This is a genomic window from Streptomyces sp. TSRI0107, from assembly GCF_001905845.1.
Lineage (GTDB): Bacteria > Actinomycetota > Actinomycetes > Streptomycetales > Streptomycetaceae > Streptomyces.
This window is the reverse complement of the sequence record NZ_LIVZ01000003.1, coordinates 614876-641131: the sequence shown is the minus strand read 5'-3', so window position 1 is coordinate 641131 and position 26256 is coordinate 614876. Positions and strand designations below refer to the sequence as shown.

The following is a 26256-nucleotide window of genomic DNA, read 5'->3' as shown; positions in this document are numbered from 1 at the left end:
TTCGCTGCGTAGCGTGGCGGTCGACCGCAAAGATCAGAAAGCGAGCAGACCGATGCAGCCGACGTTCGTACTGGTGCATGGCGCCTTCGCCAACTCCTTCTCCTTCGCACCGCTCCAGGCCGAACTCGGCCTCCTCGGGCACCGGTCGGTCGCCGTCGACCTGCCGGGCCACGGTTTCGCGGCGACCTTCTCGCGGGCGTACCAGGCCCCGCAGGACCCCGCGGGGCTCGCCACCACACCCGGCTCGATCAAGGGCGTCACGCTCGCCGACAACGCCGCGCACCTGATCGGCGTCCTGGAACGGGCCAAGCAGAACGGGCCGGTCATCCTCGTGTCGCACAGCCGTGGCGGCATCACGGCCACCGCCGCGGCGAACGCGCGGCCGGACCTGATCGACCGCATCGTCTACGTCTCGGCCTGGTGCCCGGTCGATCTGGACGTCAGCGCCTACTACGCCGAGCCGGAGATGGCCACGGTCGACGCCGCCTCGCTGGCCCTCGCGATGGCCGGGAACCCGGCTGAACTCGGCCTGCTCCGCGTCAACTTCCGCACCGCCGACCCGGACGCCCTCGCGGCGTTCAAGGCGGCCTTCCTCGCCGACGCCACCGACGAGCAGTTCCTGACCTTCCTCAACACCCTCCAGCCCGACGAGAACCTGGACGCCGGCACCTCCGACGACCGCGCGCAGGCGGCGACCTGGGGCCGCATCCCGAAGACGTACGTGCGTCTCGCCGACGACGCGAGCCTGCCCCTCGCGCTGCAGGACCGGCTGATCCGCGAGGGCGACGCGCTGACGCCGGACAACCCCTTCGACGTGCGCACCCTCGAAGGCAGCCACCTGAAGTGGCTGCTCGACCCGGCGCCGGCGGCCCGTCTCCTGGGTGACCTCGCCCAGCAGGTCGGGTAGGGTCCGGGACGTGCGTTGATCTCCGGTGCGGTGGCCTCGCGGCCGCCGCGGACGATGTGACCGTCCTCCCGTGACCACGACCGGGAGGACGGCTCGGCATGTGTTCACCCGTCACACGGACCGGAGATCGTCACGTGATCCCACAGCACCCGCTGACCTACGAAACGTGTGTCGCCCGTCTCGCCGCCGACCCGGACGTCGTCGGGCTCGTCCTGAAGGGCTCGCACGCCCACGACGGCATGGCCACCGAGCACTCCGACCACGACGTCTACGTCGTCCTCGCCGACGACGCGGACACCGGCCTCGCGGTACTCGACGGTCATCGCTCCGCCGAACTCGACCTCGTCGTCGTCCCGTTGAGCGAGTTCCGCCGGATCGGAGGCTGGGAGCGCTACGCACTCGCCCGGGCCCGCGTCCTGTTCGACCGGCTCGACGGCGAGCTCGCGAGGATCGTCGCCGCCAAGGGACGACTCGACGCGGACGAGGCGTTGCGGGCGGCGGCCGGCCGGCTGGACGCCTACGCCAACTCGCTCTACCGGTCGGTGAAGAACGCCCGCGACGGCCACCGGCTCGCCGCTCGCCTGGACGCGGCCGACAGCGTGGGCTTCCTGCTGGAGCTGCTGTTCACCCTGGATCGCCGTCCGCGCCCCTACAACAAGTACCTGGAGTGGGAGCTGGAGCGGTTCCCGCTGCCGGGATGGGACACGCGGGAGCTGCTGGCCGCGGTCGGACGCATCGCCGCGACCGGTGACGTCGAGGCGCAGAGACGGCTCTTCGCGCAGGTGGAGGCCGTGGCGCGAGAGGCCGGCCACGGGTCCACGCTGGACGACTGGGGCGATGACTTGAAACTGATGCGCCCGGACCCGGGCCACCAGGGCTGACGACGGCGGGCGCCGCGGCCACGCCGAGCGCTCAGGCGTCGCCGGGTCTGGCGAACTCCTCGATCAGCACCGGGTACTGCTCTGCGCCGTGTCCGGCGGCGATCGAGCGGTCGGCCATCGCCTTGAGCAATCGCGGCAGTTCGGCGTTGACGCCCACCGCCTCGCTCTCCTCGATCAGATGGGCCATCGCCCGAGCGTCGGTCTCCAGGTCCGACACCTCGGCCGGGAAGGAGCCGCGGTCGATCTGCTCGGCGTACCCGGGCAGCCATTCGGCCACGCCGGCCGCGATCCGGCGGGCGAACGGCGCGTACGTCGCGGCGTCGACACCCGCCGTCCGGAGCAGGGCGGTGCCCTGCAGCCAGGCGTTCAGGACGCTCCACATCATGGCCAGGCCGGCCACGTCGTACAGGGACGCCAGACCGTGGTCGGCGCCGAGGTGGGTGACGGTGCCGAGCGCGTCGAGTGCCGGCTTGTGCGCCTCGAAGTCCGACCGCGGCCCGCTGAGCAGGATCACCGCCTCGGCGGTGCCGATCGCCGGCGGGACGGCCATGATGGCGCCGTCCAGGTAGCGGGCGCCGCGCTCCCCGGCCCATCGGGCGGCTTCCCGGGCCTGGGCGGATTCGCCCGAGATCAGGTTGACCAGCGTCGTGCCGGCCAGTTCCACATCGCTCGCGTCGAGCAGCTCGCGCATGGCCTGGTAGTCGGTGACGCAGACGATCGTGAGAGGGCTCGCCCTGAGCGCGTCGGCGACCGTCGGTGCCCGCCGGGCGCCCTCGGCCGCCAACTGCTCGGCCTTGGAGGCCGTACGGTTCCAGACGGTCGTGGGATGCCCGGCCTTCAGGAACGCGCGGGCGAGCGCCTGGCCCATCCGCCCGAGTCCGATGACTGTCACAGGTGTGTCGGGGTTGCTGTTCATGGCAGCATCGTCAACGTTGATACCGGTCTGAAGGTCAAGTGAGGTCACGGTGCGGATCGGGGAACTGAGTCGCCGGACGGGCGTCAACGCCCACCAGTTGCGCTACTACGAGGCCCAGGGCCTGCTGGAGGCGGAGCGCGGCGCGAACGGCTACCGCGAGTACGACGAGGACGCCGTGCTGCGGGTGCGGCAGATCCGGCACCTGCTCGGTGCCGGTCTGTCCTCCGAGGACATCGCGTACCTGCTGCCCTGCGCGGTCGGTGAGGCCCCGGAGCTGATCGGGTGTCCCGAGCTGCTGGCGGCGATGCGGTCGCGGCTGCGGCGCATCGACGACCAGATGAGCAGACTCGCGCAGTCCCGCGACGCGCTCACCGGCTACATCGACGCCGCCGAGCGCACGGGCCGCGAGAGCTACCCGCCGTTCGACGGCGCCGACCTGGAGTGCGTGCCCGCCTGAGCGGCCGGGGCGCTCAGGGCTTCGGCCGGTGCCACGCGGCGTCGGCGGCGGAGAAGCGGTGGGCGGCCGCCGAGGTGAGCGCGAGCAGCAGCAGCGCGGCGCACAGCGTCAGGACGAGATGGCCGTGCAGGACGAGCTGCGCTCCGGCGAAGGCGCCGAGGAACATGGCCAGCACGGACAGCACCCGGCGGCCGGGGCGCGGCGCCTCACCGCCGGCCGTCGCCGAGTCCGCCGCCAGACCCGTCAGGGTCAGGGTCAGCACGGTGGTGGTGAGGTCCGGGACGCCGAGCCGCCGGGCGACGGCGTTCTGCAGGCCCATCGCGACCCCCAGGAACACGATCAGCGTGTACCGCACCTCCGTGGTGACCCGGCCGTCGGTCGCGGCGGCCGCCACCACGGTGACCGCCACCAGCATCGTCTGCACCGCCGTAGCCGCCCTCAGCAGATGCCCCCGGTGCGCGGCGAAGCGCGCGCCGAGCCTGCCGCCCGCGAGGGCGCCGAGCAGGAACGTGAGCACCGAGACGACGGACGCGAGCACGGACAGGCTCGCGGCGCCCGCCAGGGCGAACCCGAGGAAGACGACGTTGCCGGTCATGTTGGCGACGAAGACGTGCCCCAGCGCCAGATAGCTCACGGCGTCGACCAGCCCGGTGACCAGCGTCAGGACCAGCATCAGCGGAGGCAGCGGGCCGTGCCGTTCCTCGCCGCGCGGCACGAGGGTGCGGAACGCGTCAGTCAGCAGTCCGCGCACGGCGCACCCCCTCGGCGGCCGTGGCCGGCCGGTGCAGCACGGCACGGGTGAGGATCCCGCTCGCCGGGCCCACGACGATCGCGGCGACGGCTGTCCACACCGGCCAGGTGATGCCCAGCCCGTGGTCCGCGGACCACCGTCCGGCCCCGGTGAGGGCCAGCGAGGCGGCAACGACGACCAGGACGAGCGGATACTCGTAGCCGTCGTTCTGCACCCACAGGCCCTTGGGCCGCTTCACGGTGCCCGCGACCGTCATCACGCCCATGGCGGCCGTCGCCGCCAGCGGGGTGAGCAGGCCGAGCGCCAGGAACAGGCCGGAGCCGATCTGGCCGGCTCCCGCGGCGAGCGCGGTCAGCCGGCCGCCGCGGAACCCGTCACGGCGGAACTCCTCGGTCCCACCGGCCAATCCGTCGCCCCCGAGCCGGAAGCTCACCTTCTGCACCCCGTGCCCGGCGATGAGCAACCCCACCACCAGCCGGAGGACCAACAGTCCAGCGTCCATCGTGTGTTCCCGCCTGTTCCTGACGTTCCTTGGGCCGGCTCGGGGATCAGCCCGCGGCGTGGGCGCCGATGACGGCCTGCGCGTAGACGATGCCGAGGCCGTAGGCGCCGCCGTGCTCCTTGACGACGCCGGTCGTCGCGGCGTACGTCTCGGTGCGGGCCCAGTCGCGCTGGAGCTCCAGCAGGACCTGCACCCAGGTGACGGGGACGGCCCCGGCCTGGATCATGCGCTGGATCGCGTGCTCGTGAGCCTGCGGGCTGACACCGCCGGACGCGTCGGTGACGACGTAGACGTCGTAGCCCTGGGAGAGCGCGGAGAGGGTGGGCAGGACGACGCAGACCTCGGTCCACAGGCCCGCGATGACCAGCTTCTTGCGGCCGGTGGCCTTGACCGCCTCGACGAAGTTCACGTCCTCCCAGGCGTTCATCGAGGTGCGGTCGACGATCTTCTGCTCGGGGAAGACGTCCGACAGCTGCGGCATGATCGGCCCCGAGAACGACTCGGCGGCCACCGTGCTGAGCACCACCGGCACGTCGAAGGCCTTCGCGGCCTTGGCCAGGCCGACGGTCGCGTTGATGATTGCGGTGCGGTCGCCGCTGCCGGTGCCGAAGAACATCTGCGGCTGGTGGTCCACGAACAGCACCGCGCAGTTGTCCGGGGTGAGCAGGTCGGGGCTGGGGGCAGCGGTGACCTCGGTGATGTCGACCATGAGTCAAGCCTTTCTGAACAAGGGAATTGATGAGTGGTGGTGTCCCGGAAGGGGCGGCTCGGGGGCCGGGCCCCTCCCGGGAGGTCAGAGGGAGAAGCAGGGATCGAAGGGCGTGGCCGTGCTCTCCGGGGCCAGGCCGCGGGCGACGCGCCACTGGCGGTGCCGCTCCGACTCGGCGACGGCCTCGCCGAGCGCCTCCGCCTGGCGGGCGCCGGGCAGCCCGGCCGTGCGGGACGCCTGGTAGCCGCCGAAGTGCGCCACCGGACTCCAGGCGGGGCTGACGGGCGGCAGCTCCTCGTCGAGCCCCTCGTACTCGGCGGCGGCGTAGACGATCCGGCCGCCGGTCACCGTCAGCAGCGACTCGATGTGCGCGATGTCCGGCTCGGCCACCGCGAAGTAGTCCTCGGAGAGGACCGCCAGGTCCGCGTAACACCCCGGCCGCAGCACGCCCTTGACGTCCTCCTCGCCGGTCAGCGCGGCGCCGGCGCGGGTGAACATCTCCAGCGCCGTACGCCGGTCGACGCGGTTGGCCGGCGGCCGCAGGGCCAGGTCGCCGACCGTGCGGCCGCTCACCAGCCAGTGCAGGGCGACCCAGGGGTTGTAGGTCGAGACGCGGGTGGCGTCCGTACCGGCGGCCACCGTCAGCCCGCGGTCCAGCATGGCCCGGACGGGCGGGGCGTCCGCGGCCGCTCCCGGGCCGTAGCGCCGTACGAACGCCTCGCCCTGGAAGGACAGGCGGTTCTGCACGGACATCGCTCCGCCGAGGGCCGCGACACGGTCGAGACTGTCCGGGGTGACGGTCTCCGCGTGGTCGAACAGCCACCGGTTCCCGGCCGGGAACAGACCCTCCGCGGCGAGCTTCTCGAACACCGCGAGATCACGGCGGATGGTCTCGTCGTACGTGGCGTGCAGCCGGAAACCCCAGCCGTTCTCCATGAGCAGGCGCACCGCCTTCTCGAATTCCGCCTCGTAGTCGGCGGCGAGTTCCGGCCGCGGCTGGCTGAAGTTCTCGAAGTCGGCGGCCGCCCACGTCAGATTCTCGCCGGCGCCGTTCAGTCTCAGCCATTCGTCCCCATCACCCGGGCGGGCCGATTCGATCCAGCGGGCGAGGTCGTCGAGCTCCTGCCCGGGAGTCTGCGGGAAGAGGTGATAGGCGATACGCAGGGACAGCTGTCCGGCCTCGGCCAGTTCGATGACGGTGGCGTAGTTCTCGGGGAAATTCTGGAATCCGCCCGCCGCGTCGATCGCCGACGTCAGCCCGAATCTGTTCAGCTCGCGCAGGAAATGCCGCGTCGAGGTCTTTCTGTCCGCGTCCTCCAGCACCGGAGCCTTGGCGAGGGTCGAGTACAGCACGAGCGCGCTGGGAGCGGCCAGCAGCATGCCGGTCGGCTCCCCGTCCCGGCCCCGTACGATCTGGCCGCCTCTGGGGTCGGGCGTGTCCCGGGTGAAGCCGGCCGCCTTCAGCGCGGCCCGGTTCAGGACCGCCGACTGGTACAGGTGCAGGACGAACACGGGGGTGTCGGGCGCGGCGGCGTTCAGTTCCGCCACGGTCGGCAGCCGCCGCTCGGCGAACTGCTCGGCCGACCAGCCCCCGACCACCCGTACCCACTGGCCCTTCGGGGTGCGGGCGACCTGCTCGCGCAGCATGGCCAGGCCCTGGCGCAGACTGCGCACGCCGTCCCAGCGCAACTCCAGCACGTAGTTGAGGCCGCCGCGGATGACGTGCAGATGGGCGTCGTTGAGACCGGGGATCACCCGCCGCCCGAGCGCGTCGACCACCTTGGTGCCGGCGCCGACGTGCGCGGCCATGTCCTGGTCGTCACCGACGGCCGTGATGCGCCCGTCGCGAACGGCGACCGCCTGCGCCTGGGGGCGGCCGGGGTCCCCGGTGTGGATCTTCGCGTTGCGGACGACGAGGTCCGCGGCGTCGTCGGCGGCATGCGGAACCAGCCCGCCGACAGGCATTGCTGACATCTTCGAAACCCTCCGGGAAAACGACGCCGTTGCGCGAGCCGGGTGAATTCCACGGCACTCCCTGACGATAGGCAGACGCGAAGTGCCTGCCGTGCCCGTCGGCGCACCGGAATTTGCCTGAGAGCGCACGGCCGGAAATGCCCGGAACAGCAGACGCGGAGAAGTCCGGGAACCGCCGTGCGCGAAGAGGACAGCAGTGGTGCGCTGCCGGGCAATTCCCGTTCGCCCGGCGCCATTAGCGTGACGAAGAACGGTTCCGGGAAGCCCGTCGGGGGATCCCGGCCGTCATCGCCGGAGGGGCCGGCGTCCCATGAACGTTCAGGAGATTCACGTGTCCGATGTCCAAGAGCCGGTCCGGCCGGTACTGGAGCCGGCGGCCGCCGCCTTCGCCGAGGCGACCGCCAATCCGCCCTACCTGTTCGACCTGCCCCCGGCGGAGGGGCGCAAGGCCGTCGACGACGTGCAGTCCGGCGAGATCGACAAGCCCGCCGTCGACGAGGAGTGGATCACCGTCTCGGGCGGGCCGACGGGCAGCGTCCGCGCCCGTGTCGTCAGGCCCGCCGGTGCCGAGGGCACCCTCCCTGTGATCATCTACATCCACGGCGCGGGCTGGGTGTTCGGCAACGCCCACACCCACGACCGCCTGGTGCGGGAACTGGCCGTCGGCGCCGGTGCCGCCGTGGTCTTCCCCGAGTACGACCTGTCGCCCGAGGCCCGCTACCCGGTCGCCATCGAGCAGAACTACGCCGTCGCGCGGTGGGTCGTGGCCGAGGGCGCCGGCAAGGGGCTGGACGCCGGCCGGATCGCGGTCGCCGGTGACTCGGTCGGCGGCAACATGACCGCCGCCCTGACCCTGATGGCCAAGCAGCGCGGTGACGTCCCGTTGGTGCAGCAGGTGCTGTTCTACCCGGTCACCGACGCGAACTTCGACACCGGCTCGTACCACCAGTTCGCCACCGGTTACTTCCTGCGCCGCGACGGCATGCAGTGGTTCTGGGACCAGTACACGACCGAGGAGGCCGAGCGCGCGCAGCTCACCGCCTCGCCGCTGCGCGCCTCCACCGAGCAGCTCACCGGCCTGCCCCCGGCGCTGGTCGTCACCGCCGAGGCCGACGTGCTGCGCGACGAGGGCGAGGCGTACGCCAACAAGCTCCGCGAGGCGGGCGTACCGGTCACCGCGGTCCGCTTCCAGGGCGTCATCCACGACTTCGTGATGCTCAACGCCCTGCGGGGGACCCCGGCCGCCGAGGCCGCGATCACCCTGGCCGCCGCCACCCTGCGGTCCGCCCTGCACACCGCCTGACCACGACCGGAGACATCCCCATGAGCACTTCCACGCCCACCGTCCTCCTCGTCCACGGCGCGTTCGCCGACGCGACCAGCTGGTCCGGGGTCATCGCGGAACTCCGAGCCCACGGCGTTCCCGTGGTGGCGCCGCCCAACCCGCTGCGCGGTCTCGCCGCCGACGCCGCGTACGTCGCCTCCGTGGCCGCGCAGATCGACGGCCCCGTCATCCTGGTCGGGCACTCCTACGGCGGGGCGCTCATCACGGTGGCCGGCACCACCGAGAACGTCGTCGGACTGGTGTACGTGGCCGCCTATGTCCTGGAGGAGGGTGAGAGCCTCGGCGAGCTGCAGGGCCGCTTCCCGGCCTCCCCGCTGGTGAGCAACCTCAAGCAGTGGACGTACCCCGTCGCGGGCGGCGGGTCCGCGGTCGAGGTCACCATCGCCGCCGACGCCTTCCCGTCGATCTTCGCCGACGACGTGCCCACCGACGTCACCGAGGTCCTGGCCGTGGCCCAGCGGCCGCTGGCCGCCGCCGCGTTCGAGGAGACGGCCACGGCGGCCGCGTGGCGGACCAAGCCCTCCTGGGCCCTGGTGGCCGGGGCGGACCGGGCCATCGACCCCGAGGTCCAGCGGTTCGGAGCCGAGCGCGCCGGGGCGACGGTCGTCGAGGTCGAGGGCGCCTCGCACGCGGTCGCCGTCTCGCGGCCGAAGGAGGTCGCCGAGCTGATCCGCGACGCGGTACGGGCGACCGCCTGAGGCAGCGCCGCACGGGTGCGCGGGCGGACGCCTCCGGCCGCGCGCCCCGTGTCGCGTGAGAGCACACGACCGACAGGAGAACGGAACATGACCATCAGCTCCCCGCACCTGAGCAGCCAGCCGAGGCTGCGTCAGAAGGGCGAGATCATCCAGGAGTTCGGGACCGTCAAGCAGTTCCCGCTCGGCCTGTCCTACGAGACCCGGATGTACTCCTGCCAGCGCCTCAACCAGGTGCTGGCGGACACCCAGATCCTCTATGGCCTCTACAAGAAGCACCACTGGCTGATGCGCGGGGCGACCTTTTACCAGCTGCACCTGGTGCTGGACAAGCACGCGGGGGAACAGCTCGGGCTCGTCGACGCCCTCGCCGAACGGGTCCAGACGCTGGGCGGTGTGGCGGTGGGGGACCCACGGCACGTCGCCGAGATCACCTCGGTCCCGCGCCCGCCGGACGGCGTGGAGGAGGTGCCCGCTATGCTGTCCCGGCTGCTGGCGGCACACGAGACCATCCTGACCGAGACCCACGAGGCGGCGGCCCGCGTCGCCGAGCTGGGCGACGACGGCACCAACGACCTGCTGGTCTCGCAGGTGATCCGGACCGGCGAACTCCAGGCCTGGTTCCTCGCGGAACACCTGGTCGACACGCCTCTCGTGCGGGCCTGAGACGGGCGAACCACCGCTGACCGGCGCAGCGGCGGACGGACGCCCCCTCCGGCACGCATAGACTGGGCGTCGTGTCCAAGGGGGAAAACGGCGACAGCGGTGTCCGGACACCGTTCGGTCGCCTGGTGCGGGAGTTGCGGCAGAGCCGCGGCTGGACCATCGAGGAGCTCGCCGAGGCGTCCGGGGTGTCGGGGCGCGCGATAGGCGACATGGAACGGGGCCGCAGCCTGCGTCCGCACCGGGGCACGGTCACCGCGCTCGCCCAGGGCCTCCAGCTGGACGCCGAGGGGCACGCCGAACTGCTGGCCGCCGTCCGGGCGGGCCGCCCCGCGGCGAAGCCCGCCGCCTCCGTGTACGCGTCCCCCTACACCCTGCCCCGAGGCGTCCTGGACTTCGTGGGCCGGCACGCGGAACTGGCCACGCTCCGCGCCCTCGTCCAGCAGGCCACCGAGGACGCCATGCCGGACCGGCAGGGCACGCGTTCCCCGGTGCCGGCGGCGGTGCTGTCCGGTCCGCCCGGCAGCGGCAAGTCCACCCTGGCGGTGCGGCTCGCCGAGGAGTCCGCGCCGTCCTTCCCGGACGGAACGTTCCTGCTGGACATGCGGGGCCTGGACGAACAGCCGCTGTCGGCGGAGCAGGCCGTGCTGCGGCTGCTGAGCGGGTGGGGCGTGGGCGACGCCGAACTGGGCCGGGCGACCGCCGAGGAGCGCCTCGCCCGGTACCGGGCGCTCACGGCCACCCTCCGTGCCGTCGTCGTGCTCGACAACGTCGGCAGCGAGGCCCAGGTCAGGCCCCTGCTGCCGCACGAGGGGCACCTGCTCATGCTCCTCACCAGCCGTCGGACCCTCGCCGGACTGGAGGGCGTGCGGCGCCTGGAGCTCGACGCGCTGACCCCGCAGGAGTCCGCCTCCCTGCTGCGGGCCGTCGTCGGTGCCGGCCGCGTGGACGCGGAACCGGCCGCCGCGCGCGCCGTGACCGAACGGTGCGGGCATCTGCCGCTCGCGTTGCGGGTGGCCGCCAACTGGGCCGCGACGCGCACCAACTGGAGCCTGCAGCGGCTCGCCGACCGGCTCGCCGACGAGGAACGCAGACTGGACGCGCTCAGCGCCGGGGACCTGCGCGTGAACTCCGCCTTCGCGCTCTCCTACTCGCGTCTCGCGCCGGGCGCGGCCCGCATGTTCCGGCTGCTGTCGCTGGTGCCGGGAGGCGACTTCGGCATCCCGCCGGCCGCCGTGCTCGCCGACACGTCGCTGCTCGCCGCGGAGGACCTGCTGGAGGAACTGCTGGAAGCGGGACTGCTGATGGCCGCCCGCGGCGACCGCTACCGCTTCCACGACCTGCTGCGGCTGTACGCCCGGGCCCGCCACCGCGCCGAGGACACCGAGCAGGAGTCGCAGGCCGCGCGGACCCGGCTGCGCACCTGGCTGCTGGACACGACCGTGCTCGCCGGCCGCTGGTACGAACCGGACTACGGGGCGCCCCCGGCGGACCCCGACCGCCTCGTCGTCCTCGACGACCGCGAGCAGGCCATGCGGTGGCTCAAGACGGAGAGCGACCACTGGCTGGCCGCCTTCCGCGAGGCCGCCGAGGCCGGCGAGCACGCCAGGGTCGCCGAGGTCGCCGACGCCACGTTCTGGTTCTCGGACCACTGGGTGTCCTGGGGCCACTGGGTGGAGGTCTACCGGCGCGCGGCCGAAGCGGGCGCCGCGCTGGGCGACCCCGCACTGGAGGCCGGCCACCGCAACAGCCTCTCGGGGGCCTACTGGCTCGCCGAACGCCGGTCCGACAAGGCCATCGCGGAGGCCGCACACGCGCTCGAACTCGCCCGGGGATGCGGGGACCTCGTCCAGCAGGGCTGGGCGCACCACCACCTCGGCGGGCTGCACGCCATGACCGGCGACCTGTCGACCGCCACGGACAACTACCGCCGGGCCATGGACCTGTTCGTCGAAGCCGACGAGATCAACGGATATCTCGCGGCGTCCGCCTTCACCGTGCGGGTGGCGGAGAAGGCCGGCCGCCCCAAGGAGGCCCTGGCTGCCTACGAGGAGGTCATGAGCACCCTCGCGGCCCCGCACAACCACGACCGCGTGCCGCCCAGCATCCGCGAGTACACGCTGATGTACGCCACGTTCAACGTGTCGTTCGTCCACCTCAACGAGGGCCGCTGGCGGGAGGCGGCCGAGGCGCTGCGTCCGCTGCGCGGCCAGCTCGACGCCCACGGCTGGCACGACCGTGAGGGCATGCTCCGCCTCCATCTCGGCCACGCGCTCACCCACCTCGGCGAGCACACCGAGGCCGAGGCCGAGTTCCGCGCCGCCCTCGCGATGGGCGAACGCCTCCCCTCGGAACTGCTCGAAGAGGCCCGTACTTCCCTCGACTCCCTGGTCGCGGGCCGTCCGTCCCCGCCCGCGCGCTTCGGGTGACGAGCCGGCTCACACCGGCTCGGGGACACGGTGCTCCGACGGACCGTGCACCTGCCAGTCGCGGGGCGTCACGCCGTAGGCCGCGCGGAAGACCCGGCTGAAGTGACTGGCGCTGACGAAACCCCAGCGCCGGGCGACCGCCGCCACCCCGAGGCGCGCGGTCGCGGGCCGCAGCAGATCCCGGCGGCACCGTTCCAGGCGCTGGGCCCGGATCCACTCGCTGACGCTGACCTCTTCCAGCTCGAACAGCTTGTGCACATAACGAACCGACAGGAAGTGCGCCGCGGCGATCCCGGACGGTGACAGGCCCGGGTCGGAGAGATTGCGCAGGATGTGGTCCTTCACCTTCGCGAGCATGGCCCCGGCGGTCTCCGGCGCCTGCGGGGTGAACCGTCCGCGCCGTTCGTCGATCAGCAGGGCCAGCAGGTCCAGCGCGGTCGCGGCGAACTCGCGGCCCACGGCCTCGCCCAGACCGGACACCTCGTCCGCCATACGGGCCAGATAGGCCGTCACCAGCGCGCCACTGCCCTCCTGACCGGAGAAGGCCGTCGCCGTCAGCGCCCGCAGATCCTCCTCACGCACCCGCAACTCCTCACGGGGGAAGTGGAAGGAGACGAACGCGAACTCGCCCTCGATCTTCTTCCGGAACAGCCGCGCCGAGTCCGAGAGGGAGAACTCGCCCGGCGCGACCAGGACTTCCCGGCCGTCCTGCTCCTTCACGGCGGTGCCGTGCTGCTGGAGGGTGAGGAAGAGGTAACGCCGGTCGTCGCGGGCGATCAACCGCCTGCTGCGCGTCACCACTTGCGGCCCCGCCTGGACACGACTCACCTGCAGCGCGCCGAGCCGGTGACTCACGATCCGCCCCGGGGCCGGCTCCGGCTCCAGGAGACGGACGTCGAGCGGTACGAACGTACGCGACACCGCCTCCTGCCAGCGTTCCGCCCGTTCGGCGGCGGACAGCGCCTCGGTGGAAAGAACGACGGACACAGCATTTCCTCCCCGGACATCGTGTTCGGCCTTCGATGCGAAGCCGACGCGGGACCCAGGACGATGTCACCATCCCGGGTCGGGGCGGTCCAGGAAGAATCGGAGGAAGAAACGGCGATGCGTCCGGCGCGGTCGAGCCGACCCCGACCGCGAGATGACGTGTCGGCGTGGCGCGCTCAGGACACCAGGGGCTGCTCGTCCACCTCGGTCAGTCTCACGGTGCACAGCCCGCCGCGCCCGGCCTTCACCTCCGTCACCTTCAACTGGGTGCCCGGCAGCAGGATGAACTCCTCCTCGCCGGTGAACGCGGAGAAACTGCGGATGCCGACGGCCTTCGAGGGGACCACCTCGAACAGCGTCCGCTTGCCGCGACTGCCGAGGAACGCCCGCGCCACATTCGGCTCGGACGTGCACGAGGACACGCCCCACCAGGTCACCGTCCGGCCGAGCGGGTACTGCGCCCGCAGGTCCAGCGCCACCCCGCGCCACAAGGGCTCCGTACGGGTGGGCAGCTGCGAGACCGCCGCGAACAGCAGCCGCAGGTACGGCAGATACGGGACGAGCCTGCTCCGGTCCGGGGAACGCAGGACGGCGTTGATCTCCCGGTAGAACGCGGACTCGCAGGTGTAGAGGTAGAGGGCGGCGATCGCCTCCGCGGACAGGCCGCCCCCGGCCGGTTCGTCCGCTCGCGCCTTGCCGAACTCGTGCGAACGCGCGATGTGCCTGTCGAGGCCCCGCAGTACCTTCGCGACCGGGGCGACGGCGTCCTGGAAGTCCATGAGCGGCGTGTCGAACACACCGGTGATCGCGGGCAGGACGAGGCCCTCGTCCTTGACGCTCGCGAGCCGTTCCAGGTACAGCTGGTGCAGCTCCATGGTGGACGTGATGAACGCGCCCATGCGCTCGGCGACGCCGCCGTCCGGCCCGTCGCCCTCCGCCGCGGCCTCGTTCCACCCCTTGCTCGGCAGCCAGTCGATCGTGTCGGCGCCCAGCGACGCGAGGGCGTCGTTCACCATGGCGAAGTGGTCGCCGTCGCAGAAGATGTCGCCCTGCGCCGCCGGGTTGGCGTGGTCGATGTGCCGGACCTCGACGTCGGGGTACTTCTTCTGGAGCTGTTGGACGACCTTCTTCAGGCTGCGGGCGTGCGCCCCCCACCAGGCGAAGACGACACCGCGGTCCTCCTCGTCGGCGTCCTGCTTGGCCTTCAGGATCTCCTCGACGATCCGCTCGGCGACCGGACGCCAGAACGCGGTGTGCGGTTCGGCTCCGCGCGGCCCGTCGCTGCTGGCGGTCAGGGCCGCGTTCAGCAGCAGGACGCCCTGGGTGAGCATCGCCTGGAACCACTCCGGCGGCTGGACGGTGTCCCGCTCCTTGAGCAGCGCGCGGATGTCGGCGATCGGCGTCTTCTTCGGTATGCCGTACTTCCACATCGCCGCCGCCTTGATGATGCAGCGGATGCTGACGACCCTGCCGAACTGGCTGTCCTTCCAGTCGTGGAAGGTGTTGTCGAACATGGCGATGCCGGTGGCGCTCTCCGGCCGCGGGTACGGGTTCTGACCGAAGACGACGACCTTCCACTTGTGCGGCGGGTTGGGCTTGAGCGCCTGGAAGGTCAGTTCGCGGACGGGTACGACGTCCTGGCCGCGGCCCGGGCCGATGAACGCGGCCGCGTCCGGCTGTGCCTCGATGACCGGCTTGAGCAGCGGCAGCCAGGGTTCACCGCCGCCCTTGAACAGTTCGGCGAGAGCCAGCGGGTCGTTCGGGTCGGGCTGCGCGGAGGCGTTGGAGTCGATCATGGCCGGGAGGCTAGCAGCGGGCTCTGACAACGGGGCTCCGGCGGAAGCTCCCAACTGCGTTGTCAGTGGGGCGCGGTAGCGTCGTGATCAGTGGAAGGACCGTTTCTCACCTGGGAGTGCACCATGACCGTGAACCGTGAGCAGGCACCGCTCAAGGTCGTGTTGACCGACATCAACACGCATGTGGTGGAGGCGTGGCGGGCGGCCTTCGCCGACACCCCGGGCATCGAGATCCGCAAGGGCTCGATCCTCGACGAGCAGGTCGACGCCTGGGTCAGCCCGACGAACTCGCGGGGCCGGATGGACGGCGGGGTCGACGCGGCCGTCAAGCGGTACCTCGGTGCGGGCATCCAGCTGCGTGTGCAGCGGGCGATCCGCGACCGGTTCGCCGGGAGCCTCCCGGTGGGCAGCGCGGTGTGCGTTCCCTCCGGCGCGACCAACCCCAGGTTCCTGATCTCGACGCCGACGATGGAGACGTCCTCGCAGAACGTCAGCGAGACGCTGAACGTGGCCCTGGCGTGCGCCGCCGCGTTCCAGGCGATCCACCGGCAGAACGCGCAGGCGCCGGGCAGCATCACGTCCGTCGCGCTGGTCGGGATGGGCGCCCGGACCGGCCGCGTGCCGGCACGGGTGTGCGCCAACCTGATGTGGTCCGGCTACACGCTGTTCCAGGACTACTCGTTCGAGGACTACGACGACCTGCGCAGCACGATCGTCGCACAGCTCGACGACCTCGAGAACGCGCCCGAGGAGAAGCGGGTCCGCATAGCACCGCCCGCGCGCGGCACCTCCCGGCGCTGACCGGCCACTGCCCTCCGACCCGTCCCTGGCCTCTGAGCCGTCCCTGGCCTCTGACCCGTCCCGTCCCTAGCCCCTGGCCCGCACCAGCGAGCCCGGTTCGCTGCCCAGGTCGTACATCTGCCATATGAGCAGGCCGCCGTCGTCGGACGGCTCGATGACCGAGCTGCCGTTCGTGCCCCGCTCGCAGGCGTCGGCGCCCTCGCTGTCGTCGTCGAGGCTGAGCTGTTGCGGGCCGTAGCCGAGACCGTCGTTGATGGTGCTCAGGGTCTGGGTGTACTCGCAGCCCGCCCAGCCGCCGGTGGTGATGATCTGGCCGCCGGCCGGGCCCTGCGCGATGGTGAGGAACTCGCCGGTGCGGTTGTTCTCCAGGTCGATGAACTCCCAGGTGCCCAGGTACTCCTCGGGGACGGGCGCGGCACCGCTCGACGCCCGGTGGAGGCCGAGTGTGGTGCCGCCGCCGGTCCATTCGGCCGTGTCGTCGGACCGCAACCTCACCGTCTGCCCGGACGGGGGAGCGCCGCACTCCTCCCGGTTCTCGCCGTCGACCGTCTGCTCGTCCACCCAGCGGGCCTCGCCGAGGGTGATCGAGTCGCCGTCGACGGAGCGCAGGGAACTGCGGGCCTCGCACCGGGAGAAGTAGCCGAGCCGGGCGTAGGTGGCGAGGGGCTGCCCTCGCGTACCCGCCTTCAGCTCGATCCGGACACGCGGTGTGCGGGCCATCCCGTCGTCGGTCGGCACGGTTCCCTCCCACGCCCCCACCAGGGACTTCGGCATCCGTTCGGCGGCGCGACCCGAGGCGGACGGGGAGTGCGGCGGGGAGCCGGCGGCGGAGGCCGATGGTGACGGCGACCCGGACGAGGACGGCGGACGGGTCTTCGCGGTCGTCCCCGTGGCCCCCTGTGCCGTCGACCGCTCGGTTCCGCCGGGGTCCCCGTCCGGTCGCAGGGCGACGAACACCACCGTCGCCGTCGCGATCAGCGCCAGCACGGCGCCGAGAACGGCCAGACGCCGCCGGGCCGTCGAGGGCCTCGAATCCTCAACGGCGTCCGGTGTCGGCCCGGATGCCCCGGTGGCCCCTCTCGCGGGTGTCGGCGTGTCGACGACCGTGGGCTCCGGTCCGTCGGTGTCCAGCAGCCGTGACGCGTGGCTGCCGAGGTCGGCGAGCAGTTCGGCGGGCAGCCAGGCCGCCCCGGCGGTGGCGGACGAACGCGTACGCTCGACCAGCTCGTCCAGACCGGGGCGGGCGCCCGGCTCCTTGGCCAGGCAGTCCCGCACCAGTCCGACGAGTTCGCCGGGCAGTCCGCCCAGGTCGGGCTCCTCCTGGGCGATGCGGAACATCAGGGCGTGCAGCCCGATCTCGGAGCTGCCGAACGGCATGCGTCCGCTCGCCGCGTAGGCCAGCACCGAGCCGAGGGAGAAGACGTCGGAAGCCGTGGTGACCCGTTCGCCCCGGACCTGCTCCGGCGACATGAACCCCGGCGACCCGATCACCGCGCCGGTCCTGGTGAGACCGCCGCCGGTGACGGTGTCGAGGGCCCGGGCGATGCCGAAGTCGATGACGCGGGGGCCGTCGACCGTGAGCAGGATGTTGGACGGCTTGAGGTCGCGGTGCACGAGCCCCGCGTCCCGGATCGACGTCAGGGCGAGGGCGAGCCGGTGGGCGAGGGCCCGCACGGACTCGGGCGGCAGCGGCCCGTACCCCTCGGCCACGACCGACTCCAGCGAGGGCCCGGCCACGTAGGCGGTGGCCACCCACGGCTGCTCGGCGTCGGTGTCGGCGTCCAGCACGGCCGCGGTCCACTCCCCGCCGACCTTCCGGGCCGCCGCCACCTCCCGCGCGAACCGGGCCCGGAACTCGCCCTGCCGGGCCAGCTCCTCCTGCACCAGCTTGACCGCCACGATCCGCCCGCCGGGCGACCGCCCGAGGTAGACGCGTCCCATTCCGCCGGACCCGAGCCGGCCGAGGAGCCGGTACGTGCCTATGGACGACGGATCACCGGGGGACAGTGCACGCATGGCACCGGATCCTCGCACAACGGCGCGCCCGGCACAGCCCGTTCAGCAGGCGGGACGGCTGCTGCGGGCCGGATCCAGCGCGTTGAGGACCAGGCGGGCGGCGAGCGGGTCGTAGCTGATGTCGACGTGGTCGCTGTCGTTGGTGAGGCAGTACTTCTGAACGGTGTGATTGGTGACGTTGCCGGCCGGCGGGAGGTAGGACGAGGCGTAGGGCGTCACCACCTGGTCGTGGACCGTGGTAATGACGGTGTAGTCGACGCCCGGGTCGACGCCGCCGTCGGAGTTGAGGTCCCTGAGGAAGCCGGAGCCGACGATCTGCTGCTCGCAGGCCGTGCACGAGGTCCCGAGAAGTTCGTCGGCGCCCGGTATCGCGCGCGCCATGAGGCCCATGCCCTGGAGGGTGGTGCCGTGATTGGTCGGGGTCAGCGCGATCAGCTTGTCCACCTCGGCCGCGCCGCCGAGCCGTTCGATGTAGTAGCGCGGCATCAGCCCGCCCTGGGAGTGGCCGACCAGGTCCACCTCGGCCGCGCCGGTGGCGGCACGCACCTCGTCGACGAAGGCGGCGAGCTGTCCGGCGGAGGCGGGGATGTCGCCGGTGGCCTTCAGCGGGGCGAGTTCCGCGGCTCCGTAGTTGAGCGCGTAGACGCAGTACCCGGCCTCCTTCAGCCGCGGCGAGAGGCCCGCCCAGTTGGCGTAGCGGTTCTCGAAGGTGCCGTGCACCAGGACGACCGGGTTGGGGTGCTCCGGGCCGAGGCGGCACGACCAGTCGTTCGCGCCCGCCGGTACGGCCGTGGGGTGCAGCAGCGAGTACCCGAACGCGGACGGGAAGCCGCTCTGCTCCGGCCCGCGCGGCTCGGTGGCGGCCCGGGCCGTGCCGTCGCCGGATACGGACGTGCCGGCCGCGTCCTGCGACGTGGCGGCGTTCGCCGGGTCCTGCGACGCGGCGGCCTCGCCGCGCGGCAGGGAGGACAGGCCCAGTCCCAGGGCGACCGCCAGGCCGGCGGCGGTCGCGGTCAGTCCCCGTCTGCGTCGCGCGTGCCGCCGGGCGGGCGGGTGGATCGGCGTCGTCCCGTTGCCATCCATGCTCGTTCTCCTTGTCCCGAGGCGCCGTCGTGCTCCGCCCAGCGGCGATGGCACGTTGGTTACCGGCGCGTAGCGTCGGGATCACGCTGGACTCCGGGCCGGGCGCGGGACCAGCGATGTGGCGCAGGCCGCGCGAAAGGTGTCACCCGCATGACACTTCTGCCTGATCACGGTGCGTTCCCGGGACACCGGAGGCACGCTGGCGGGCGTGTGGAACGAGACGATGCCGACGCGGCAGCCGGACCAGGTGTTCACCCGCCGCCCCTGGCGGGAGCTGCCGCCCGCGCTGGCGGTGGTGCTGAGACCGCGGATCGACGCGATCGCCGCGGACATGATCGACGTGATCCGTGAGGAGGTGCCCGCCTACCGAAGGCCGCTGGACTCCGCGATGGGACGGGACCTCGCCGGGTCGGTGCGGCGGGCCATCGGGCAGTTCGTGGAGCTGACGGAGGAACCGCACAGCCTCCAGGACCATCATGTGCGGCACTTCCGCGGACTGGGCCGGCTGGAGTTCCTGAACGGGCGCACCACCGACTCGTTGCAGGCCGCCTTCCGGGTGGGCGCCCGCGTCGGCGCCCGGCTCTACGCCGAGACCGCGCAGTCGGCTTCGCTGCCCTTCGAGGTGGTGATGCCGCTGCACGAGGCGGTGCTCACGCACATCAACGTGCTGTCCAACGAGTCGGTGAAGGGGTTCGCGGCGGCCCAGGCCAGAGCGGAGGGCGGGCTCCGGCGCAGCCGGCGGACGCTCGCCGCGTGCCTGCTGGACCAGCGGCGCGCCGGGCAGTGGGACGCGGTGCAGCGACTCGCCGTGGAGGCCGAGTGGCCGCTGCCGGAGGCGGTCGCGTGCCTGCTGGTGCGCCACGGCGCGGGCGCCGGGCGGCTGCCGGGTCTGGGGCCGGAACGCGACACGGGGATCCTCACGCTGACGCACGGCGCCGACCTGGTGCTGATCGTCCCCGGCCCGGAGGACAGGGGGACGGTGGAGCGGCTGCGGACGGCCGTGCGCGGGCGGACGGCGGCGCTCGGGCCCGCGGTGTCACCGCGGGACGCCTGGGTGTCGCTGCACTGCGCCCGCCTGATGCTGACCGGCCACGGCTCCACCGCGGGCAGGGAAGGCGCGGCGGCCGGGGGCGGCGCGTTCGTCAGTGCGGGGGACGGGCTGGCGGAGGCGCATCTGCGCCACGGGATCCACATCGGCCGGCTGCTCGGCGACCGGGTGCTGGGCGTCCTGCGGGACCTGCCGGCCGGCCGGGCGGCGCGGCTGGCGGAGACGCTGGACGCGCTGCTGATGTCGTGGAGCCGTACGGCCCCGGAGGTGGCACGTGCGCTGGACATCCATCCGCAGACGGCACGCAAGCGGCTGCGGAAGCTGGAGGAGCTGTTCGGGGACCGGCTCGACGACCCCGCCTTCCGGTTCGAGGCGCTGCTGGCGCTGCGCACCCGCGCCCTGCGGGACGGGAGCGTTCCGGCTCCCCGCTGACGGCGCCGGTCAGCTCCAGCCGAACCGGCGGTCCACCACCGCGGCGAACTCGTCCAGCGTGAGCACGGCGTCCCCGTTCTGGTCGGCCGCGTCGAACAGGGCGGAGGAGGCGTCGGCGTCCTGGAGCCCCCAGGACGGCAGCACACCGGCCGCCGCCAGGGAGGGCCCCTTGGTCCGCAGGGCGACGATCACCTCTTCGCGGGTCAGGGTCCCGTCGTGGTCGAGGTCCAGCGCCTCGAACAGTTTCCGGGCCTTGTCACTCATACGTCGTCCTCGTCTCGTCGTCGGCAGCCGACGGGCTCCGCTCACCACGGATGACGTCCCGAACGGCTTCCGGGTTCCCCGAGGGAGTGAACCGAGGGGCGGACGGGGCACTCATAGGGGCGTGGCGGACATCGATGCGTTCCTCGACCGGCTCAACCCCGAGATGTGCGTGGTCACGGCCGCGGTGGGGGAGCAGCGCGCGGGCTGCCTGGTGGGCTTCTCCGCGCAGTGCTCCATGCGGCCGGCGCGCTACGTGGTGTGGCTGTCCAAGCTCAACCGGACCTACGAGGTGGCCCGTGACGCGGACCGCCTCACCGTCCACCTGCTGACCCGGGACCGGCACGATCTGGCCGCGCTGTTCGGCGGGGAGTCCGGCGACGAGGTCGACAAGTTCACGCGGGTGCGCTGGCGGCGGGAGGACGACGGGGCGCTGGTGCTCGAGGACGCGGCCGCCTGGTTCGTCGGCACCGTGCGGATCCGGGTCGACGGCGGCGATCACGTCGGCTTCGTCCTGGAGCCGGTACGCGGCGGCGGGCAGGCGGAGGAGGGTCCGCTGCTGCGCCTGCGCGACGCCCTCGACATCAGCCCCGGCCACCCGGTGGACTGACCGGCGGGCCGGTCACGGCACGCGGGCCGTCCAGTCCGGTGAGGAGAACTTGGTGCGCGCCAGCTCCTGGGCGCGGGCCAGCTCCTCGTCCGTCACCTTGCCCGGCGACAGCCCGTACCGGCCGTGGAAGGAGTCGATCATCCGGTCGATGACGGCCTCGCGGGGCAGGCCGGTCTGCCGGCGCAGCGGGTCCACGCGCTTCCTCGCGCTCTTGATGCCCTTGTCGGACAGTTTCTCCCGCCCGATGCGCAGCACTTCGAGCATCTTGCCGGCGTCGATGTCGTACGACATGGTCACGTGGTGCAGCACGGCGCCGGGACGCCCGTCGGGCCCCACGACCCGCTTCTGGGCGGCGCCCGCGATCTTGCCCTGGTCCGTCGCGATGTCGTTCAGCGGCTGGTACCAGGCTCTGATCCCCATGTCGCCGAGCGCGCCGAGCACCCAGTCGTCGAGGTAGGCGTAGCTGTCCTGGAAGGACAGTCCCTGGACCAGCGCCTCGGGCACGGACAGCGAATAGGTGATCGTGTTGCCCGGCTCCACGAACATCGCGCCGCCGCCGGAGATCCGGCGTACGACCTCCACGCCGTGCCGGGCGGCGCCCTCGGCGTCGACCTCGTTGCGCAGGGACTGGAAGCTGCCGATGATCACCGCGGGGGCGTCCCACTCCCACACCCGCAGCGTCGGCGCGCGCCGGCCCGCGGCGACCTCGGCGGTCAGCACCTCGTCCAGCGCCATGTGCAGGGCCGGGGACTGCGGCCCCTCGTGGATCAGCTGCCAGTCGTAGTCGGTCCAGTCCGTGGCGTGCGCGAGGGCGCGGCGGACGGCGATGGCGATGCCTTCCGAGGTCAGCCCGTACATCACCGTCCCCTCGGGGAGCGCCGCGTCGACGCGGGCGGCCAGGCCCGCCGCGTCCGTGTCCGCCGGCGCCCCGTCCAGCGCGCGGTTCACCGCGTCGAGGGCCTCGTCCGGTTCCAGGAAGAAGTCGCCCGCGACACGTGTCCGGCACAGCACACCGTCCTCGGCGTCCACGTCGACCACGACCAGCTTGCCGCCGGGGATCTTGAACTCACCGTGCACTCGACCGTCTCCGTCTCCCGCTTCCGATCGATCAACGTCCGGCCGGCACGGATGATTCCCGACATGTACGGCGGCCGAGCGGTGCCGGGCCCGGGTTTCCGTCGCCGGTCAGCCGGGGGAAGGACCGGGCGGCGGCCAGGAAGCCGAGGGTCGTCAGGACGAACGGCAGGGTGAACGCGCGGCCGCCGGAGGGGGCGAGCAGGGCGGCGAGGGCGGGTGTCAGGACGGTCGCGGTGGCCGCGCCGAGCAGCGCGTAGAGCAGGCTGGCCGGCGTCGCCGGCAGGAACACCCCGCACAGGGCGAGGGCGACGAGCACCGCGTTGCAGCCCATGGTGCCGTCGGCGACGCGCTCGGCCGGCGCGCCGAGCGCCCACGCGGTCAGGATGCCCGCGGCGCTGCCGGCGCAGGCGGCCGCCCCGGCCGTCCGGCTGGCCAGGAAGACGCCCGCGAGCAGCAGCGCGCCCGCGTACCACTGGTCGAGGAAGAAGAGCTGGGACACGTTGCGGAAGAACGCCGCTCCCAGCTCCTCCAGGGGCAGGGCGGTCGGGCCGGACGCGGTGGCGGGCAGCGCGGCGACGCCGTCGCCGCCGCGCCGGACCCGTTGGAAGGCGGGCGCGGCGACGGTCGTCGCGACCGCCAGCAGGCAGTACGGCAGGGTCAGCGGCGGCAGGCTCCAGACGTGCAGCAGGCGCACGACCGCCGCGGTGAGGATCGTGACGACGACGCTGCCCGCGGCGGCGAGCAGGGCCGTGGACGGTCTGTCCGCGCCGAGGACGACCGCGAAGCACAGGGCGGTGAGGCAGGAGTTGAAGCCCTCCAGCCCCGGATCGACCCGGTCGCGGGACACCCCCAGCGCGCGTGCGGTGCCGGTGCCGAGGAGGGCGCCGCCCAGCGCGTACCCGGCGTACCGCCAGTCGGCCAGGCACAGGGTCAGCAGGAAGACGGCGCCCGTCCACGGGTTGGCCAGGAACAGCACCTGGGCCAGGCCGCGCAGTACCTGCGCGCCGAAGCCCCAGGTGTGTTCCGGACGCCACCACCGAGTCCACGCCGACCGTCGCACGCCCCGCCCCCTCAGACGAGCCCCACCCATGCTTTCCGTAATGCGGAAATGTGTTTCCGCTACATGGTACCGGTGTCGACCGGCACCGCGAACCGGGACCAGTCGGTGAACTCCCAGTCCCAGCGGCGGCAGACGCGCTCCTTGGGCAGGTCGTCCCGGGACGGGTCGAGCAGCATCAGGCGCGCGTGGCGGCCGTCGCCGACGACGAGCGCGAGCAGATAGCCGCCCGGCTGCGTCAGCATGAGCGACATCTCGTTGTTGGTCATGGCGAACCGCGCGTCGGGCCGGTCCACCTTCTTCACCTCGATACGGACGGACGCACCGCGGGCGTCCGTCCCCTCCAGGTCGTACCCCACGTTCTGCGCGCTGACGTCACGCAGGTTCCAGCCGAGCCGGTTGAGGTACTCCATCGCCGCGACCTCCGCCGCCCGCCAGCGCTTGAGGACCGACCCCAGAGAGTCGTCGGCCGGGGCGGCGGCCTTGGTGACCCGGACGGCGTCGGCGGCCGGTGCCGGGGTCTCCACCGTCCGCCGCGGCTCGGCTTCCGCCACCAGCCGGCTCTCCGCCGCGGTGAGTTTCCGGCCATGGGTACGGGCGAGTTCGCGGAAGTGGTCCCCGAGGCCGGCCCGCAGCTCCTCCGAGAGGCGGGACGGGTCCGTGCGCTCCAGCGCGGTGCCGAAGTCGAGGGCGGGCAGGCCCAGCACCGCCTTCAGCGCCCGCGCGGCGGCCTGGTTGCCGGGCTCGTACAGCGCCCGGGGAGCGCCGCCCGGGAAGAGCACGGCCACGTCGTCCGGTGTCAGCGGCAGCGACGAGTGGGCGAACTGCGGGCGCCGCGCGGTCATCTCCGCACGCAGGGCGGTCACGAACAGCTTGGCCGCGGACGCGTGGCCCGAGACCATCATGGCCCGCAGGTCCTCGCCCTCCAGGACCAGCTGCCACAGCCGGTCGAACACCGGGTCGCCGGGCGAGCGGAGCCCCGCGGCGATCGCCCGGGCCGCGTCGGCGAGGACCGTACGGGTCGAGGCGTCCGCCGTGACCGCGTGCGTCCGGGACGGATCGGTCAGGACGTCACCCGAGACGATCACCGGCAGCCCGACGTCGTCCTGCAGCGGCAGGAAGCAGGCCAGCCGCCCCCGGACGCCCGTCATGGCCAGGGCGCGCGCGTCGAGCGGCACGGCGACGGTCGCGGCCCCGTGCCGCAGCAGCGCGAAGGCCGCCGCCTCTTCGCCGAGACGGAGCACGACCCGGGACGCGCCCCGCTCGATCCGGATGTCCTGGCGCCCGCCCGCCATCCGTGTGCGGATCTCGGTCACATGCCGCAGGAACAGCGCGCTGAGCGGGTCGACGGCCCCCGGCACGCCCGCGCCCGCGGCGTCGGGCCGGTACCTGACGGTGAAGGCCACCCCGTCGACGGGGGCGTCCGGGCCCACCTCGGCCGGGATCCGGATCAGCGGCACCGCGTCCTCGGCCGACGTGCCGAGCAGCGCGGCCGCCGTCGCCCGGTCGAAGGCGAAACGGACACCGGCGGACCGGACCTCGATGCGCGCGGCGATCGCGGCGAGCGACTTGAAGCCGATGCCGCGGTAGCCGATCGAGTCACCGCCCCGGGTCTTGGTCGAGTTGGCGCTCCGGCACAGGGCTTCCACGTCGGCGGCGTCCAGCGGCCGGCCGTCGTTGCTCCACCGGAACCGGCCGTCCCCCAGGTCCTCCACCACCACCGTCGTCGAGCCGGCGTCGTCGGAGTTCTGCAGCAACTCGTACGGCACCCGGTCGCGGTAGGTGTCGGCGAGCAGCTCCTCCATGCGGGCGATCTCCCGGAACAGCCCCGGAGCCTGCCCGTGTTCGGCCACGAGGGTCCGCTGCAGCGCGGCGACCTCGCCGATCAGGTCGGTCACAGGTCCTCCGCGTCCAGGAGCCGCACCACGACACGCGCCGGGTCACCGGCCAGGTCGTGCACGCCGAACGAGTACTGGGCGACCCAGCGCGGCTGCCGCGCGGGCAGCCGGCCGCCTTCCGCGACGGGCACGAAGCCGCCGAGGTAGGAGTCCCGCTTGTCGAGGAGGAAGCCGGTGTCGTCGAGGACCTCCACGACGACGCCCGGCAACGGCGTCTCGAACGCTTCCTCCCGGTCGTCCTCGTCGCGCCACGGCTCGGTGGCCGCGAGCACGCTCCACAGGTCCTGGGCGGACCCGAACTCGGCGAAGCCGCCGAGCCGGACCTGCACCGAGGCGTCCCGCTTCTTGCCGACGACGGCCGCGTCGCAGACGGCCGGCTTCAGCCGTACCGCCTCGTGGGCCGTCTCGTCGATCACCTCGACCGGCAGCGGCTTGGTCTTCCCGGTCGGCCATCCCAGGTCGAGGTTGGTGTCCGCCAGGTCGAAGGACGTCACCTGGAACCGGATCTGCTCGGGCCTGACCGGCTTCGAGCACTCCCAGGTGTCGCTCGAGTGCGAGAACCGCACCGGCCGCTTGCCCGCCTTCCGGATCGTCTCCAGCAGGGCGTGCGTGTAACTGACGGCCTCCGGCCGGTCCACGGGGCTCACCCCGAGCAGGAGCGTGGGCGGGTAGTCGTCGGCCTCGCCGCGGGAGAAGCGGTCCGTCCAGTCCTCCGCGAGGAACCGGGCCGTGCCCGAGACGGCGATCTCCTGGAAGTGGGTGTCGTCGAAACTCTGCGTCACCAGGCGCGCGCGAACGTCGTCGACCTGCCACCCGACGAGTGACAACGCCAGCTCGTCGATCTCCACCTGGAGTTCCTCGATCTTCTTCCCCATAGGACGAACCACCCCTCCCGCACAGCATCCACACAGGTCAGCCCCCCATGTGTGGCTGACGTGCAGACAATAGCCCCCGCCTTCAC

General features: G+C 72.7%; 24 protein-coding genes. 10 read left to right on the top strand and 14 right to left on the bottom strand.

The window, feature by feature from the left end; all coding sequences use genetic code 11:
- Positions 1 to 52: 52 nt before the first annotated feature.
- Together AMK31_RS09800 and AMK31_RS09795 are read left to right on the top strand one after the other, a co-directional pair.
- Positions 53 to 907, top strand: coding sequence for an alpha/beta fold hydrolase (locus AMK31_RS09800; protein WP_073939997.1), 855 nt, complete (start codon positions 53 to 55; stop codon positions 905 to 907).
- Between the two features lie 98 nt (positions 908 to 1005).
- A complete protein-coding gene (locus AMK31_RS09795; RefSeq protein ID WP_073939996.1) occupies positions 1006 to 1788 on the top strand; it encodes a hypothetical protein in 783 nt (260 codons plus the stop codon).
- 31 nt (positions 1789 to 1819) lie between these two features.
- On the opposite strand, the gene AMK31_RS09790 is transcribed toward AMK31_RS09795, so the two are convergent.
- Entirely contained in the window at positions 1820 to 2704 is an 885-nt protein-coding gene (locus AMK31_RS09790) for an NAD(P)-dependent oxidoreductase (RefSeq protein WP_073939995.1), read from the bottom strand.
- 49 nt (positions 2705 to 2753) lie between these two features.
- Here AMK31_RS09790 and AMK31_RS09785 point away from each other — a divergent pair, with 49 nt between their 5' ends.
- The gene (locus tag AMK31_RS09785; protein ID WP_073939994.1) at positions 2754 to 3161 is read left to right on the top strand and encodes a MerR family transcriptional regulator; all 408 of its coding nucleotides are present in this window, start codon (positions 2754 to 2756) and stop codon (positions 3159 to 3161) included.
- A gap of 13 nt (positions 3162 to 3174) precedes the next feature.
- Here the strand turns inward: AMK31_RS09785 and AMK31_RS09780 are convergent, their stop codons facing one another.
- From AMK31_RS09780 to AMK31_RS09765, 4 genes are all read right to left on the bottom strand, one after another.
- Positions 3175 to 3912, bottom strand: coding sequence for a YoaK family protein (locus tag AMK31_RS09780; RefSeq protein WP_073940143.1), 738 nt, complete (start codon positions 3910 to 3912; stop codon positions 3175 to 3177).
- Positions 3893 to 4414 carry a DoxX family protein gene (locus AMK31_RS09775; RefSeq protein WP_073939993.1) on the bottom strand — a complete coding sequence of 174 codons (522 nt, stop codon included), beginning with the start codon at positions 4412 to 4414 and terminating at the stop codon, positions 3893 to 3895. The genes AMK31_RS09780 and AMK31_RS09775 overlap by 20 nt, the downstream gene beginning before the upstream one ends.
- A 46-nt stretch (positions 4415 to 4460) precedes the next feature.
- Complete coding sequence (locus tag AMK31_RS09770) at positions 4461 to 5123, bottom strand: hydrolase (RefSeq protein WP_073939992.1); 663 nt, start codon at positions 5121 to 5123, stop codon at positions 4461 to 4463.
- An 84-nt stretch (positions 5124 to 5207) separates the two neighbouring features.
- A complete protein-coding gene (locus AMK31_RS09765; RefSeq protein ID WP_073939991.1) occupies positions 5208 to 7097 on the bottom strand; it encodes an amidohydrolase in 1890 nt (629 codons plus the stop codon).
- Positions 7098 to 7428: 331 nt separating this feature from the next.
- Between AMK31_RS09765 and AMK31_RS09760 the strand changes: the two genes are divergently transcribed.
- The 4 genes from AMK31_RS09760 (at position 7429) to AMK31_RS09745 (ending at position 12229) form a co-directional block, all read left to right on the top strand.
- Entirely contained in the window at positions 7429 to 8400 is a 972-nt protein-coding gene (locus AMK31_RS09760; protein WP_073939990.1) for an alpha/beta hydrolase, read from the top strand.
- A gap of 20 nt (positions 8401 to 8420) precedes the next feature.
- A complete protein-coding gene (locus AMK31_RS09755) occupies positions 8421 to 9140 on the top strand; it encodes an alpha/beta fold hydrolase (RefSeq protein WP_073939989.1) in 720 nt (239 codons plus the stop codon).
- 87 nt (positions 9141 to 9227) lie between these two features.
- Positions 9228 to 9803, top strand: coding sequence for a Dps family protein (locus AMK31_RS09750; RefSeq protein ID WP_073939988.1), 576 nt, complete (start codon positions 9228 to 9230; stop codon positions 9801 to 9803).
- A gap of 71 nt (positions 9804 to 9874) precedes the next feature.
- On the top strand, positions 9875 to 12229 hold the full coding sequence (locus AMK31_RS09745; protein WP_073939987.1) for a helix-turn-helix domain-containing protein: 2355 nt from the start codon (positions 9875 to 9877) through the stop codon (positions 12227 to 12229).
- Between the two features lie 9 nt (positions 12230 to 12238).
- On the opposite strand, the gene AMK31_RS09740 is transcribed toward AMK31_RS09745, so the two are convergent.
- Both AMK31_RS09740 and AMK31_RS09735 read right to left on the bottom strand, forming a co-directional pair.
- The gene (locus AMK31_RS09740) at positions 12239 to 13216 is read right to left on the bottom strand and encodes a helix-turn-helix domain-containing protein (protein WP_073939986.1); all 978 of its coding nucleotides are present in this window, start codon (positions 13214 to 13216) and stop codon (positions 12239 to 12241) included.
- 176 nt (positions 13217 to 13392) lie between these two features.
- Entirely contained in the window at positions 13393 to 15012 is a 1620-nt protein-coding gene (locus AMK31_RS09735; protein ID WP_073939985.1) for an ADP-ribosyltransferase domain-containing protein, read from the bottom strand.
- A gap of 123 nt (positions 15013 to 15135) precedes the next feature.
- Between AMK31_RS09735 and AMK31_RS09730 the strand changes: the two genes are divergently transcribed.
- Positions 15136 to 15813 carry a macro domain-containing protein gene (locus tag AMK31_RS09730; protein WP_073939984.1) on the top strand — a complete coding sequence of 226 codons (678 nt, stop codon included), beginning with the start codon at positions 15136 to 15138 and terminating at the stop codon, positions 15811 to 15813.
- A gap of 66 nt (positions 15814 to 15879) precedes the next feature.
- On the opposite strand, the gene AMK31_RS09725 is transcribed toward AMK31_RS09730, so the two are convergent.
- Positions 15880 to 17829 carry a serine/threonine-protein kinase gene (locus AMK31_RS09725; RefSeq protein WP_073939983.1) on the bottom strand — a complete coding sequence of 650 codons (1950 nt, stop codon included), beginning with the start codon at positions 17827 to 17829 and terminating at the stop codon, positions 15880 to 15882.
- A gap of 42 nt (positions 17830 to 17871) precedes the next feature.
- Positions 17872 to 18912: an esterase/lipase family protein gene (locus AMK31_RS09720; RefSeq protein ID WP_073939982.1), complete on the bottom strand. Its 1041-nt coding sequence runs from the start codon at positions 18910 to 18912 to the stop codon at positions 17872 to 17874.
- Positions 18913 to 19120: 208 nt separating this feature from the next.
- Here AMK31_RS09720 and AMK31_RS09715 point away from each other — a divergent pair, with 208 nt between their 5' ends.
- Positions 19121 to 20392, top strand: a complete 1272-nt coding sequence (locus AMK31_RS09715) for a helix-turn-helix domain-containing protein (RefSeq protein WP_143204225.1) — start codon at positions 19121 to 19123, stop codon at positions 20390 to 20392.
- 9 nt (positions 20393 to 20401) lie between these two features.
- Here AMK31_RS09715 and AMK31_RS09710 read toward each other — a convergent pair whose 3' ends face one another.
- Entirely contained in the window at positions 20402 to 20656 is a 255-nt protein-coding gene (locus tag AMK31_RS09710; RefSeq protein ID WP_073939980.1) for an EF-hand domain-containing protein, read from the bottom strand.
- 121 nt (positions 20657 to 20777) lie between these two features.
- On the opposite strand from AMK31_RS09710, the gene AMK31_RS09705 reads away from it, so the two are divergent.
- Complete coding sequence (locus tag AMK31_RS09705; protein WP_073939979.1) at positions 20778 to 21263, top strand: flavin reductase family protein; 486 nt, start codon at positions 20778 to 20780, stop codon at positions 21261 to 21263.
- 12 nt (positions 21264 to 21275) lie between these two features.
- On the opposite strand, the gene AMK31_RS09700 is transcribed toward AMK31_RS09705, so the two are convergent.
- From AMK31_RS09700 to AMK31_RS09685, 4 genes are read right to left on the bottom strand one after another with little or no spacing between them, the layout of a single operon-like run.
- The gene (locus AMK31_RS09700; RefSeq protein ID WP_073939978.1) at positions 21276 to 22340 is read right to left on the bottom strand and encodes a lipoate--protein ligase family protein; all 1065 of its coding nucleotides are present in this window, start codon (positions 22338 to 22340) and stop codon (positions 21276 to 21278) included.
- A gap of 31 nt (positions 22341 to 22371) precedes the next feature.
- Positions 22372 to 23400 carry an urea transporter gene (locus AMK31_RS09695; RefSeq protein WP_241842598.1) on the bottom strand — a complete coding sequence of 343 codons (1029 nt, stop codon included), beginning with the start codon at positions 23398 to 23400 and terminating at the stop codon, positions 22372 to 22374.
- Between the two features lie 59 nt (positions 23401 to 23459).
- Positions 23460 to 25295 (bottom strand): sacsin N-terminal ATP-binding-like domain-containing protein, encoded by a 1836-nt coding sequence (locus tag AMK31_RS09690; protein WP_073939977.1) that lies wholly within the window; start codon positions 25293 to 25295, stop codon positions 23460 to 23462.
- Positions 25292 to 26170, bottom strand: coding sequence for a hypothetical protein (locus tag AMK31_RS09685; RefSeq protein WP_073939976.1), 879 nt, complete (start codon positions 26168 to 26170; stop codon positions 25292 to 25294). Before AMK31_RS09685 ends, AMK31_RS09690 begins: the two co-directional genes overlap by 4 nt.
- Positions 26171 to 26256 lie beyond the last annotated feature (86 nt).

Coding starts and splice junctions, on each gene's coding strand:
- AMK31_RS09800 (WP_073939997.1), top strand. CDS start 53: ATGCAGCCGACGTTCGTACTGGTGCATGGCGCCTTCGCCAACTCCTTC.
- AMK31_RS09795 (WP_073939996.1), top strand. CDS start 1,006: ATGTGTTCACCCGTCACACGGACCGGAGATCGTCACGTGATCCCACAG.
- AMK31_RS09790 (WP_073939995.1), bottom strand. CDS start 2,704: ATGAACAGCAACCCCGACACACCTGTGACAGTCATCGGACTCGGGCGG.
- AMK31_RS09775 (WP_073939993.1), bottom strand. CDS start 4,414: ATGGACGCTGGACTGTTGGTCCTCCGGCTGGTGGTGGGGTTGCTCATC.
- AMK31_RS09770 (WP_073939992.1), bottom strand. CDS start 5,123: ATGGTCGACATCACCGAGGTCACCGCTGCCCCCAGCCCCGACCTGCTC.
- AMK31_RS09765 (WP_073939991.1), bottom strand. CDS start 7,097: ATGTCAGCAATGCCTGTCGGCGGGCTGGTTCCGCATGCCGCCGACGAC.
- AMK31_RS09755 (WP_073939989.1), top strand. CDS start 8,421: ATGAGCACTTCCACGCCCACCGTCCTCCTCGTCCACGGCGCGTTCGCC.
- AMK31_RS09750 (WP_073939988.1), top strand. CDS start 9,228: ATGACCATCAGCTCCCCGCACCTGAGCAGCCAGCCGAGGCTGCGTCAG.
- AMK31_RS09735 (WP_073939985.1), bottom strand. CDS start 15,012: ATGATCGACTCCAACGCCTCCGCGCAGCCCGACCCGAACGACCCGCTG.
- AMK31_RS09730 (WP_073939984.1), top strand. CDS start 15,136: ATGACCGTGAACCGTGAGCAGGCACCGCTCAAGGTCGTGTTGACCGAC.
- AMK31_RS09725 (WP_073939983.1), bottom strand. CDS start 17,829: ATGCGTGCACTGTCCCCCGGTGATCCGTCGTCCATAGGCACGTACCGG.
- AMK31_RS09720 (WP_073939982.1), bottom strand. CDS start 18,912: ATGGATGGCAACGGGACGACGCCGATCCACCCGCCCGCCCGGCGGCAC.
- AMK31_RS09710 (WP_073939980.1), bottom strand. CDS start 20,656: ATGAGTGACAAGGCCCGGAAACTGTTCGAGGCGCTGGACCTCGACCAC.
- AMK31_RS09685 (WP_073939976.1), bottom strand. CDS start 26,170: ATGGGGAAGAAGATCGAGGAACTCCAGGTGGAGATCGACGAGCTGGCG.